Here is an 11,746-nt window from a genome sequence, read left to right as displayed (position 1 = left end):
TGCGTAGCGGGACAGTAGCGAGCCGGTCCGGTCAGCGGAAGGCTCCGTCCAGAATCCGGGCATCAATGACCGTGAAGTGACAGCATTTGACGCGATACGCACAGAGGGTGAATGGATTTCACCGCATGCGGGTGGCCCACTCCTGCACCTTGGCGATCCGCTGACGCAACTGTCCCGGTGTGGCCTCGGCGGCGGGCGGCCCCCCGCAGACGCGGCGCAGCTCGGTGTGGATGGCGCCGTGCGGCTTGCCGCTCTGGTGGACGTAGGCGCCGACCATGTTGTTGAGCTGCCGGCGCAGTTCCATCATCTCCTTGTGGGAGACCACGGGGCGCCGCTCGGCGGGCAGTTCGAGCAGATCGGCCTCGGTGTCCGGCTTCTTGCGGCTGTGCGCGATCTGCCGGGCCTGCCGCTTCTGCAGCAGCATCTCCACCTGGTCGGGTTCGAGGAGCCCCGGGATGCCCAGGTAGTCCTGCTCCTCCTCACTGCCGGGGTGGGCCTGCATGCCGAAGTCGGCGCCGTTGTAGGTGACCCGGTCGAAGACGGCGTCGGACTCCAGCGCCTCGAAGGGCAGCATCTCCTCGCCGGTGTCCTCGTCCTCCTCCCGGTTCGCCTCGTCCATCTCCTTCTCGGACTCGGCGTACGGGTCCTCCTCGCCCTCCTTCTTGGGCTTGTCGAGGACGTGGTCGCGTTCGCGTTCCATCTCGTTGGCGAAGGTGAGCAGGTTCGGGATGGTCGGCAGGAACACGGACGCGGTCTCACCGCGCCGCCTCGACCGCACGAAACGGCCGACGGCCTGGGCGAAGAACAGCGGGGTGGAGATGGTGGTCGCGTACACGCCGACGGCCAGGCGCGGGACGTCGACACCCTCGGACACCATGCGGACGGCGACCATCCACCGGTCGTCGCCGCCACTGAAGTCGTCGATCCGTTTCGAGGCTCCGGTGTCGTCGGACAGGACGACGGTGGGCTTGCTGCCGGTGATCTCGCGGATCAGCTTGGCGTAGGCGCGGGCGGAGTCCTGATCGGTGGCGATGACGAGGGCACCGGCGTCCGGGACGGACTTCCTGACCTCGGTCAGCCGCTGGTCCGCGGCGCGCAGCACGGACGGCATCCACTCACCGCGCGGGTCGAGAGCGGTGCGCCAGGCCTGGCTGATCGCGTCCTTGGTCATGGGCTCGCCGAGGCGGGCCTCGATCTCGTCGCCGGCCTTGGTGCGCCAGCGCATGTTGCCGCTGTAGGCGAGGAAGATGACGGGACGCACGACGCCGTCGGCGAGCGCGGAGCCGTACCCGTAGGTGTAGTCGGCGGCCGACCGGCGGATGCCGTCGTTGCCCTCCTCGTACGTCACGAACGGGATGGGGTTGGTGTCGGACCGGAACGGCGTACCGGTCAGCGTGAGCCTGCGGGTGGCCGGCTCGAACGCCTCCAGGCAGGCCTCGCCCCAGGACTTGCTGTCACCGGCGTGGTGGATCTCGTCGAGGATGACGAGGGTCTTGCGCTGCTCGGACCGGTTGCGGTGCAGCATGGGGCGCACACCGACACCGGCGTAGGTGACGGCGACCCCGTGGTAGTCCTTGCCGACCGGGCCCGCGCTGTACTCGGGGTCCAGCTTGATCCCTATCCGGGCGGCGGCGTCGGCCCACTGCTTCTTCAGATGCTCGGTGGGCGCGACGACGGTCACCTGCTGCACGACGTGGTGGTGCAGCAGCCAGGAGGCCAGCGTCAGCGCGAAGGTGGTCTTGCCGGCGCCGGGGGTGGCGACCGCCAGGAAGTCGCGCGGCTGCGTCTGGAGGTACCTCTCCATCGCCCCCTGCTGCCAGGCCCGGAGCTTGCCGGCGGTGCCCCAGGGGGCACGGCCGGGAAAGGCGGGGGACAGGTGGTGCGAGGCGGAAGCGGCGGTGGTAGTCACGGTCTCCGTTGTGGGGACGGGGGCGGGTTCGGGCGGCTCGGCCGCGCCGGGAACCCGGCCGCAGGGGCAGCCGGCCGCACTCGGCGGTCGGCGTACGGCAACCGGGCCACCCTATCCGCGCCCCGGTCCGGACGACGCCCGGGCCGGGCGGGGGCACCCGGGGGTGGGACCGACGTCACAACCTCCGCAACCGCCCCGCGATGCTTCCCACGTCCGCCTCCACCCCTGAGGCCACCTCGATGACCAGCACATACGCCGCGTCCTGGTCGACGGCGGCGAGATCGACGCCGTTGAGGGCGAGGAAGGTCGCGGTGCTCAGCCAGGCGGTGCGCTTGTTCCCGTCGACGAGGGGGTGGTTGGTGGCGATGGCGTGGAGGAGGGCGGCTGCCTGGTCGTACAGGTCGGGGTAGGCGGCCGTGCCGAACATGCGGGCGCGGGGGCGGTGCACGGCCGAGGCCAGCAGTCCGGGCTCCCGTGTCCCGGGCGGACGGCCGCCGAAGGCGATCTCCGCGAGGGCGGTGACCTCGTCGACGGTGAGGTGCCGGGTCGCTCCCCGCGGAGCGGCCGGCTGCCGGTGTGCGGTCATTCGCCGAGCCTCCTCAGCAGATCGGCGTGCTCACGCGCGATGTGCTCGGCGACGGCGCGCACCAGCCGGCCCTCTTCGTGCAGGTGCTTGCGTACGGCCTCCCGTGCGACGTCTTCCGGTGTGCGGTCCTGCGCGTCCGCGAGGTCGTGGAGCGCCTGCCGGACGGCGGGGTCCAGGTGAAGAACGAGTTCGGACATACCCGGAAGTTACCTTCCGCGACCATTCGCACGCGAAGGGTTTACGGCTCACCGCTCCCGCAGCCGCGTCGTCACCCACACCCCCGCCAGGGCCACCGCCGCCATCGGCAGGAACACGGCGACGAAGGCGGCCGGGTGGGAGCCGGAGGCCTGCGTGGCCCCGTGGGCGACCGTGCCGCCGCCGAGGGCCCCGAAGGCGGCACCCCCGGCGGCCAGCAGGAGGACGTTGGAGAGGCCGTCGGAGATCTGGAGGGCGGCGGAGTTGGTGCCCGCCTCCTCGGGTGCGGAGAGTTGGAGCAGCAGGACACTGGTGGAGGAGATCACCAGACCCATCCCGAGGCAGCCGAACGCCCAGGCGACGGCCAGGGTCCAGGCGGGGACCGCCTCGATCAGCACGCTCGGGGCCGCCGCGATGGCCACCGCCACCAGGAGCATCCCGAGGGTCGTCAGCCGCTCCCGGTGCGGTTCCAGGCGGGGCCGCGACTGGATCCAGGAGCCCAGCGCCCAGGTCACGCCGCCCGCCGCGAGGGAGAACCCGGCGAGGGTCGGGCTGAGGCCGCGCTGGGTGACCAGCATCAGCGGGACGAAGGACTCGGCGGCGATGAAGGACCCGGCGGCGACGCCGCGCAGCAGCACCACCGAGGGCAGGCCGCGCGCCGCCCGCCAGGTGCCGCGCGGGAGCAGTCCCCGTACAGCGGGCACCAGGAGCGCCAGGCCCGCCGCGCCGGGCAACAGGGAGATCCAGCGCAGGTCCTGGGCGGCGTACTGGAGCAGCGCGGCGCCGAAGGAGATCGCGAGGGCGAGACGGATGCGGCGGCCGCCCGAGGAGGCCGGTGCGTCCGCGCCGTCGCCCGCCGGGCCCGACGCCCTGCGGCGTATCTGCGGGAGGGCGAGGGCGAGGGGGAACACGACGAGGACCGGGATGCCGAGGAACACCCACCGCCAGCCGATGTGTTCGGTCACCGCTCCGGAGGCGAGCGGGCCGACGATCGACGGCACCACCCAGCTCGCCGCGAACGCTGCCATGATCGCCGGACGCAGCCGCTCCGGGTAGGCCCGGCCGACGACGACGTACAGCGCGACGATCACCATCCCGCCGCCGAGGCCCTGCACGGCCCGCCCCAGGATGAACAGCCACATCGAGCCCGCCGTCCCGCCCAGCAGCAGCCCCGCGGCGAAGGCGGCGATGCCCGTGGTCAGCGGCGCGAGCGGCCCGCGCCGGTCCGACCACTGGCCGGAGAGCACCATCGCGAACAGGCTGGTCGTGAAGAACGCCGAGAACGCGAAGGCGTACAGCGACACCCCGTCCAGCTCGCGCGCCGCGACCGGCATGGCCGTGCCCACCGCCGTCGCCTCGAAGGCGATCAGCAGCACCACGGAGACGATGCCGATGCTCAGCGCCCGGTAGGGGCCGCTCAGCACGCCCTCGTCCCGCTCGCCGCCGGGGGCGGGGGCGGGGGGCAGGGGCGGAGTGGTGGACCCGGGCGGGGCGTCGGAGGTCTTGGCGACAGAGGTGTCGCGCGGGTTCGGGGCGGCCATGGGCGCCAGAGTAAGGGCCACAGGGCGCTTTGACGCCTGTCGGGGGTCGGACCGGCACCGGGACCTTGGTCGTACTCCCCCGGCCGCCCGCCCCGTCGTTCATGAACGGCGTGTGGCAGTCCCGTTGCACCGCACCGGAATCCCTTGAGCCCCGCTCCCGCCCCGCCGTACGGTCGGCGTACCGAGTTCACGGCGGCGGGGTGGTGAAGACCACACCTCGCCCCCTGTCTTGGCCGTGTGCCCGAGTGGCTCAGGGATTCGCCTGCAAAGCGAATGACGCGGGTTCGATTCCCGCCACGGCCTCTGCTGCGGGCGGGGTGCTCTCAGAGCACCCCGCCCGCTTCGTCCCGGAACAGCTCCGTCCAGTAGTGCCAGTCGGCGTCGGTCGTGGCGCCCGTCGGGTCGACGGAGGACAGGACCTGGATCATCGTCATGGCCAGCTGGTCGTACGTCTCGCTGGTCAGCGCGTGGCCCGACCCCTCGTCGATGGTGTGCTCGCGGTGCAGCAGCCAGAGGGTGAAGGCGAGAGTCGAGATGTCCGTGTTCAGCGGATACAGGACGCCGTCCGGCACGCTCCAGTTCAGGACCGCGCCGGTGGCGCCGTCGACGACCAGACTGTTGTCCTCGACCAGATGACCGAGGCGGACGAGCCGGTCGGCGTGGGCGGGGAGACGGCCGGCCGGGAACGCGCCGGGGCCGTCGCCGCAACCCTCGCCGTGGTACTCGGCGCAGCCCTCGCCGTGGTACTCGGCGAGGGTCCGCAGCGGCAGGTCGGTGTCCAGCTGGAACAGGAAGCCGTTCTCGGGCAGACCCGTCTCGCGCAGGAAGCGGCGGGTCGGCTCGTGCGTCAGCGTCGCGGGGAAGTCGAACTCCTCGAAACGGACCACGCCCCGCCGGCCGAACTCCTGGTCGAGGAGGCGGACCGGGAGGTCCAGGGCGAGCCCCGAGACCGTGCCCGGACCGGCCACCAGGGCCAGCGGGCGGATCAGCGCGGCCATCCGCCACAGCGGCGCCGGCTCGCCGTCCGCGCCCTCCTCGAACACGGCGAGCAGTTGCCGGGAGGCCTCCGCCACCGCCTTCGTGCCCCAGCGGCCCGCGTAGGCGGCGAACTGGCCGCGCAGCCCCGCCAGTTCGTCCGTGGCGGCGGCGAACCGCACCAGGGTCGGCAGCGACGGGGCGAGCGGGCGACGGTCCATCAGGTCGGGCCGATCGGGCCGGTCGTGGAAGAAGTACGTCGTCGACACCTCGCCGGTGGCGCCGTCGAGCAGGACCGACTCCGTCTCCAGGCCGGCAGGGCCGAGCAGTCCGCCGATGACCAGCTGGTCCCGCAGCTCCGCGGAGAGCCCCTCGCCCGGGTCACCGGTCGAGCCGGCGACCGTGCGCAGGCCCTCGCCCCGCAGCCGCGTGAAGTTGAACAGGCCGCTGTCGCAGGGCAGTCCGGGGCCGGTCAGCCAGCGACGCGTGGACGCGTGCGTGATGAACGGATCGAGGTCGTCCTCGGTCAGGGTGATCGCCGCCGCGGTGCCCGTGACGTTCATGGCATCCGTGACAGCGGTGTCGGTCGTGCTCATGGCTCCCCCGTGCATACGTGCGCTCAGTCGCGTGTCCCGTGCTTCGTCACTCCGGACCGCACCGTCCCGCCCGGACAGGACGGACCCCGACCCTCCGAACCCGGCAGCCGTCCGCACCACTTGGAACACTACGCGCCACCACTGACAACGCCCCGGAGCGGGAACGGGCGGGCGACCGGCCGGAACACGGATACGGACGCCCCGCCCCACAAGACGCCCGAACACCCCCTGTGCGTTGCCTTCGCACGGAAATCGACGTGAACGTTCTACGACGACTTCCCGGCCTCCCGGCCTCGACAGCCGGTGCCGGCCCCTGCCGGCCGTCGGTCCCGCGTCGCAGCGGCTCCCGGCCCGACGCCGGCAACCGGACGTCGGCCCCACACCAAGGGCGTTGGCACGTCCCGACCGGACGACAGCCGCCGCCGACCGTCAACCGGTGGGCATCAACCGGTGGCAGTCAGCCGGCGGGCGTCAGCCGCCGGCCGTCAGTCGGTGGACCTGACCAGGCGGTCGCGGCCGCTGGTCACCACCGCGGCCTGCGGGCGGATCGGCAGGCGGTTGACCGGGCGGCCGGTGGCCGCCCGGACGGCGGCGGCGATGGCCGCCGGCGAGGTCACCACCGGCACCGCGCTGACCGACTTCGCACCGAACGGCGCGACCACGTCCCGTTCCTCGACCAGCTTCACGATCTCGATGTCGGGCGCGTCCAGGGCGGTCGGCAGGGCGTAGCCGGTGAGGTCGGGGTGGCGGACCAGACCGCGCGGTGTGCGCAGGTTCTCGGTGAGCGCGGCGCCCACACCCTGGGTCACGCCCGCCTCGATCCGGGCGGCCAGCTGGGCCGGGTTCAGTATCCGCCCCACGTCCTGGGCGACGGCCAGTTCCACGACCCGTACGGAGCCGATCTCGATGTCGACGTCGACCACCGCGCGGATCGCGCAGAAGGCCATTCCGACGTAGGCGTCGCCCTGGCCCGACGCGTCCAGGGGCTCGGTGGGATGCGGGCGGCACTGGGCGGTGGCCCACAGTTCCTTGCCCGCCAGTTCCTCGGTGACGGGCGTCGACAGCACGCCGTCGTACGAGGTGATCCGGCCGTCGGCGATCTGGAGCAGCTCGGTGGACATGCCGAACTTGTGGGCCAGGGGCGCCAGGAGCTGGGTGCGGACCATCTTCGCCGCGCGTTCCACCGCGCCGCCCGACACCCAGGTGTGCCGGCCTCGGCTGCCCGCGCCCGCGGCGGGCTGGTCGGTGTCCACGGGTGCCACACGCACCTCGTCGACGCCCAGGATCTCCTGGACGATCTGCCGGGCCAGCGTGGTGAAGCCCTGGCCGGTCTCGACGGCCGCGCACAGCACCGTCGCCACCCCGTCCTGGACCTTCACGGTGGCCGTGGACACCTCGTCGGCGCCCTCGCCGCCGAGCATGTGCACCATGCCCAGGCCGTAGCCCACCCCGCGGCGTACCGCGCCCGGTTCGCCCGCGCCCTCGGGGCCGCCGGGCAGCAGCCACTCGTCCTCGGGGCTGTCCTTGGGCAGCGGCGGCAGCGGGTGGTCCCGCACCGCCTCGAGGAGTTCGGCGACCGGGGCCGGGCAGGTCACGGTCTGGCCGGTGGGCAGGACGTCGCCGGTCGCCATGACGTTGCGCATGCGCAGTTCGGCCGGGTCGAGACCGAGCTTCTTGGCGAGCTTGTCCATCTGCGCCTCGTAGGCGGCGCACACCTGCAGGGCGCCCTCGCCGCGCACATGGCCGGAGGGCGGGTTGTTGGTGCGGACCGCCCAGCCCTCGATGAAGGCGTTCGGGACGACGTAGGGGCCGCAGGCGAAGGCGACGGCGGCGGCCAGCACGTCCGACGACGTGTCGGCGTAGGCGCCCGCGTCGAGCAGGATCTGCGCCTCGACCTTCACCAGCCTGCCCTCGGCGTCGGCGTGGTGGCGGTAGCGCAGCAGGGTGGGGTGCCGGTGGGCGTGGCCGAGGAAGGACTCCTCGCGCGTGGCGGTGAGTTTGACCGGGCAGCCGGTCTTCAGCGCCAGCAGGCCGAGCGGCAGCCGGAAGCTCTGGTCCTCGCGGTCGGCGGTCGCGCCGGGCACTCCGGTGACGACGATCTTCACGCGGTCGGGTTCCAGGCCGAACGCGGCGGCGGCCTCGTCCCGGTCGCCGTGCGGGTCGGTGGAGGCCAGGTACAGCTCGACGCCGCCGTCCGGGCGGGGGACGGCGAGTCCGGCCTCGGCCCCTATGGGTGCGGGGTCCTGGCGGCCGATGCGGTACAGGCCGTCGACGACGAGGTCACCGGCCGCGTCGGGGTCGCCGTGCCGCAGCGGGATGTGCCGGATCAGGTTGCCGTCGGGGTGCAGCGGCTCGGCCTCGAAGGCCTGTTCGGGGTCGATCACCGGGTCGAGCACCTCGTACTCGACGATGACGGCGGCGGCGGCCATCCGCGCGGTGTCCGGGTGGTCGGCGGCGACGGCGGCGATGGCCTCGCCGTGGTGACGTACGACGTCGGAGGCGAAGACCGGGCGGTCGGACCGGCCGCGCTCGTACACCGGGGTGCCGGGGACGTCCTCGTGGGTGACGACGGCCTGCACGCCGGGCATCTCGCGCGCGTGGGTGGTGTCGATGGACGTGATCCGCGCGTGCGGGTGCGGGGAGCGCAGCACGGCCGCCCACAGCAGGCCCTCGGCCCACAGGTCGGCGGCGTACGGGAAGGTGCCCTCGGTCTTGGCGCGGGTGTCGGCGGCCGGCAGGGAGACACCGAGTCCGCGCGGGGGCGATTCCGTCCCGGCGGTGTCCTCCGTGGCCTGTGCGCTCTGCACGGTGGTGGCCTCGTTGTTCATGCCTGGCCTCCGTCCCGGCCGTAGAGCCGGTCATGCGGTCCGGGGTCCGGGAAGGCGGCGGGGCCGACGCCGCCGGCGCCCGGTCCTGCCTGGTGCGGAATGCGGAACTCGCCCGTTTCGCCGCCGGAGCCCCGGACCGTGCCACGGTCCGCGCCCCGGGCGTTGTCCTGGTCGGCCTGGTCGGCCAGGACGGCCTCGGCGAGGGTCTCCCGTTCGGTGACGACCTCCTGGACGGCTTCCACCACACCCCGGTAGCCGGAGCAGCGGCACAGGTTGCCGCACAGGGCCTGGCGGGTCTCCAGCCGGGTGGGCGCCGGGTTGCCCTCCAGCAGGTCGTGCACGGTCATCGCCATGCCCGGTACGCAGAAGCCGCACTGCACCGCGCCGCACCGCGCGAGCGCGCGCTGCACGTCCGACGGCCGGCCGTCCTGGGCGAGGCCCTCGACGGTACGGACCTCGCTGCCGGCCGCGGTGACGGCCGGGACCAGGCAGGACGCGACGAGCCGGCCGTCGACCTGCACGTTGCAGGCCCCGCACTCGCCCTGTGAGCAGCCGTCCTTGGCGCCGGCGAGGCCGAGGCGCTCGCGCAGCACGTAGAGCAGCGACTCGCCGATCCAGGCGTCGGTGACGGGCCGGTCGGTGCCGTTGACGCGCAGCACGTAGGAGGCGAGGGGGTGGTCGTCGTGCGCGGCACCGGGCAGCGGTTCGGACCCGTGTGACGTGCCGTCGGGGGCTTCCGGGCCGATGTCGGGACCGGTGCCGGTCCCGGGGCCGGCGGCGGACGCGGGGCCGGTGCCCGCGGGTTCCGGCCCGGCGTCCCCGGCCGGGGACCTCTCGGCGTGGTCCCTCGCGCCCTCCGGGGCCGTTATGCCTTCCGGTGCCGCCGCTCCCTCCTGGGCACCGTGCGCGCCGTGCGCGCCGTGCGCGTCCTGGGGCCTCTGGGAGCCCCTGGCGGCCTCGGCGACCCCCGGAGCCTCCCCGGGCCCGCCGACGGGTCCTGCGGCGCCCTCCGGGCCCGGCTGCGGGTGCTCACGGAGCTCCGGGGCGGACGGACCGCCGGCCGCCTCCGGATAGGTCTCGGTGCCGGACCGCCAGTGGGGCTCGGCGGGGGCCGGCTGTGGCACCCCGCTCGACAGGGGCGGGGAGTCGTGGCCGGGGGCGGGCCGCGCGTCGGGCCGCCCCCGGACGGGGTCGGCGGTGCCCGCATGGCCGTGCGCGGGGGCTCCCCGGCCGTCGTCCGCGCGCCAGTCGGGTTCCGGGCCGCTCTGCCCCCGGTTCTGCTCCCGGCCGGGAGCGGAGTCGGGGTGAGCCGGGTCCACGCCCGGTACGCCCGGTCCCCACGGCTGCCCGATGGCCTGTGTGGCCCAGGGCGCGGGGGCGCCGCCCGGGAGGGTGGGGGGCGGGGTGACCGGCGGGGTGGCTCCCCACTGCTCGGCCAGCGCGGAGGTGGTGAACTCGCCGGACTCGTCCGGGAGGTCGCCGCCCGCGACGGGGATCGACCACTGGCCGGTCACGTCGGCACCGGGTGCCGGGTCGCCGGCGCCGGGCGTGTCTTCGAAGTGCCACTGTCCGGAGGCCCCGGGGTCGTACGTGAACCGGTCCTGGCCGCCGTGCCGCTGCGCCGCGTGCGCCCCGGGGTCCTCCCCGGGCCGGCCCGCCTGCGGGTCGTGCCACTGGACACCGTCGACGGGGGCGCCCGGCGTTCCGGCGCCCGGCACCGCCCAGCTGCCGGTGGCCGCGGGGTCGGTGCCCGCGGTGGTGGGGGTGACCGTGATGGGCGGCGGCACATAGCCGTGGCCGGGCGCGGCGAGCGGGCTCTCCATCGAGTCCAGCAGCGCGTCGATGCCCCCCTCGGGGAGCTTCACGAAGGCCGTGGCGCCGTCGTCGTAGTCCCCCTGGGGCAGCGGGTCCCAGCGGCTGCCGCCGCCCTGGGACGTGCCGGACGTGCCCTCTCCTTGCTGGTCGTCGGTCACGACAGCGCCCTCCCCAGTGCTCGTCGGGCCAGTGCGGCGACGGTGCGCCGCAGGTGCAGTACCGCGGGCGGCAGCGACGGGACGGAGCCGTCCCCGTCGGGGGCCGGATCGGGGATGCAGGCCGCGGCGACGTACTCCCCGAACGCGTTCAGCGCCTCCGGCACGAGCGCGCGGTTGTTGTCCCAGTCGATGAGCTGGGCGACCCACTGCTCGGCCTCCAGGGGCCGCAGCGCCATCGGCGCTATGGCGCCCACCGCGCAGCGGACCCCGCGCCGGGCGGGGTCCAGCACCAGGGCGACGGAGGCGACCGCGCGGCCGGGGCCGGTGCGGCCGGTGGCCTTCAGGAAGACCTGCGGGGCGTGCAGCAGCGGCACCCGCACGTAGCCGATGAGTTCACCGGCCCGCAGCATGTCCATCCCGGCCAGCAGGTGCGACACCGGGATCTCCCGGCGGGCTCCGCCCTGGCCCGCGATGATCAGCGTCGCCTCGAGCGCGGCCAGCACGGGCAGCGCGTCACCGGTCGGGGCGGCGGAGGCGATGTTGCCGCCCAGGGTGCCCGCGTTGCGGATGTGCGGCGGTCCGGCGGCGCGCGCGGAGGCGGCGAGCGCCGGGATGAGGGCGGCGAAGTCGGGGCGGCCCATACGGGCGTGGGTGAGGCCGGCGCCGAGCAGCGCGTGGCCGTCCTGGTACTGCCAGCCGCGGATCTCGCTGATCCTGCCGAGGCCGACCAGTGCCGTCGGCCTGAGCTGCCCGGAGTTGACGGCGGCCATCAGATCGGTGCCGCCCGCGACGGGCACGGCGGCGGGCATGACGGTGAGCGCCGCCACGGCCTCATCCAGCGTCGTGGGCAGCGTCACAGCCTGCGCCGCCTGCGGTGCGTGCGTGCTCAAAACCGGCTGCCCCTTCCCGCGGCCCCACCTGGTCCCACCTGTTGCAGCCGTACGGTACGACCTGACAGGGCGGACGTGGCAACTTTGGCACATCTTCGCGAGCGCCGAAGACAGGGGTCCGCTAGAAGACGTTCACCCACCTCACGGGCCACTTGACCCGTTTTCGCACCCCATCGCCCGTGTGCTCGAATTGGCACCGTTCGGTGATTCTTACGGCTTTTTCGTGTGGCCTGTTCGGGGTGGGGCAGGCTTC

The 11,746-nt window shown here is 74.0% G+C and carries 8 protein-coding genes and 1 tRNA gene; 1 reads left to right on the top strand and 8 read right to left on the bottom strand.

The window, feature by feature from the left end; translation table 11 throughout:
* Positions 1-118: 118 nt before the first annotated feature.
* The 4 genes from ACFYQA_RS30200 to ACFYQA_RS30185 all read right to left on the bottom strand — a co-directional run bounded on the left by ACFYQA_RS30200 (position 119) and on the right by ACFYQA_RS30185 (position 4,231).
* Positions 119-1,909, bottom strand: a complete 1,791-nt coding sequence (locus tag ACFYQA_RS30200; RefSeq protein WP_388924463.1) for a DEAD/DEAH box helicase — start codon at positions 1,907-1,909, stop codon at positions 119-121.
* Between the two features lie 175 nt (positions 1,910-2,084).
* The gene (locus tag ACFYQA_RS30195) at positions 2,085-2,495 is read right to left on the bottom strand and encodes a type II toxin-antitoxin system death-on-curing family toxin (protein WP_388924460.1); all 411 of its coding nucleotides are present in this window, start codon (positions 2,493-2,495) and stop codon (positions 2,085-2,087) included.
* The gene (locus ACFYQA_RS30190; RefSeq protein ID WP_388924457.1) at positions 2,492-2,692 is read right to left on the bottom strand and encodes a hypothetical protein; all 201 of its coding nucleotides are present in this window, start codon (positions 2,690-2,692) and stop codon (positions 2,492-2,494) included. The genes ACFYQA_RS30195 and ACFYQA_RS30190 overlap by 4 nt, the downstream gene beginning before the upstream one ends.
* 48 nt (positions 2,693-2,740) lie before the next feature.
* Complete coding sequence (locus tag ACFYQA_RS30185) at positions 2,741-4,231, bottom strand: MFS transporter (RefSeq protein WP_388924454.1); 1,491 nt, start codon at positions 4,229-4,231, stop codon at positions 2,741-2,743.
* Between the two features lie 231 nt (positions 4,232-4,462).
* Here ACFYQA_RS30185 and ACFYQA_RS30180 point away from each other — a divergent pair.
* Positions 4,463-4,534 (top strand) — tRNA-Cys (locus ACFYQA_RS30180).
* A gap of 20 nt (positions 4,535-4,554) precedes the next feature.
* On the opposite strand, the gene ACFYQA_RS30175 is transcribed toward ACFYQA_RS30180, so the two are convergent.
* From ACFYQA_RS30175 to ACFYQA_RS30160, 4 genes are all read right to left on the bottom strand, one after another.
* The gene (locus ACFYQA_RS30175; protein ID WP_388924451.1) at positions 4,555-5,802 is read right to left on the bottom strand and encodes an SUKH-4 family immunity protein; all 1,248 of its coding nucleotides are present in this window, start codon (positions 5,800-5,802) and stop codon (positions 4,555-4,557) included.
* A 485-nt stretch (positions 5,803-6,287) separates the two neighbouring features.
* The gene (locus ACFYQA_RS30170) at positions 6,288-8,630 is read right to left on the bottom strand and encodes a xanthine dehydrogenase family protein molybdopterin-binding subunit (RefSeq protein ID WP_388924449.1); all 2,343 of its coding nucleotides are present in this window, start codon (positions 8,628-8,630) and stop codon (positions 6,288-6,290) included.
* On the bottom strand, positions 8,627-10,603 hold the full coding sequence (locus tag ACFYQA_RS30165) for a 2Fe-2S iron-sulfur cluster-binding protein (RefSeq protein WP_388924446.1): 1,977 nt from the start codon (positions 10,601-10,603) through the stop codon (positions 8,627-8,629). The genes ACFYQA_RS30170 and ACFYQA_RS30165 overlap by 4 nt, the downstream gene beginning before the upstream one ends.
* Positions 10,600-11,493 carry an FAD binding domain-containing protein gene (locus tag ACFYQA_RS30160; RefSeq protein WP_388924443.1) on the bottom strand — a complete coding sequence of 298 codons (894 nt, stop codon included), beginning with the start codon at positions 11,491-11,493 and terminating at the stop codon, positions 10,600-10,602. Before ACFYQA_RS30160 ends, ACFYQA_RS30165 begins: the two co-directional genes overlap by 4 nt.
* Positions 11,494-11,746: the final 253 nt, after the last annotated feature.

This window comes from Streptomyces sp. NPDC005774 (assembly GCF_042871645.1).
In the GTDB taxonomy this organism is placed as follows: domain Bacteria; phylum Actinomycetota; class Actinomycetes; order Streptomycetales; family Streptomycetaceae; genus Streptomyces; species Streptomyces pratens.
Note: the sequence above shows the minus strand (reverse complement) of the source record. Positions and strands in the feature narration are given on the sequence as shown.

Excerpts from the sequence above, each read along its gene's own strand:
- ACFYQA_RS30170 (WP_388924449.1), bottom strand. The coding sequence starts at position 8,630 with ATGAACAACGAGGCCACCACCGTGCAGAGCGCACAGGCCACGGAGGAC.
- ACFYQA_RS30175 (WP_388924451.1), bottom strand. The coding sequence starts at position 5,802 with ATGAGCACGACCGACACCGCTGTCACGGATGCCATGAACGTCACGGGC.
- ACFYQA_RS30185 (WP_388924454.1), bottom strand. The coding sequence starts at position 4,231 with ATGGCCGCCCCGAACCCGCGCGACACCTCTGTCGCCAAGACCTCCGAC.
- ACFYQA_RS30190 (WP_388924457.1), bottom strand. The coding sequence starts at position 2,692 with ATGTCCGAACTCGTTCTTCACCTGGACCCCGCCGTCCGGCAGGCGCTC.
- ACFYQA_RS30195 (WP_388924460.1), bottom strand. The coding sequence starts at position 2,495 with ATGACCGCACACCGGCAGCCGGCCGCTCCGCGGGGAGCGACCCGGCAC.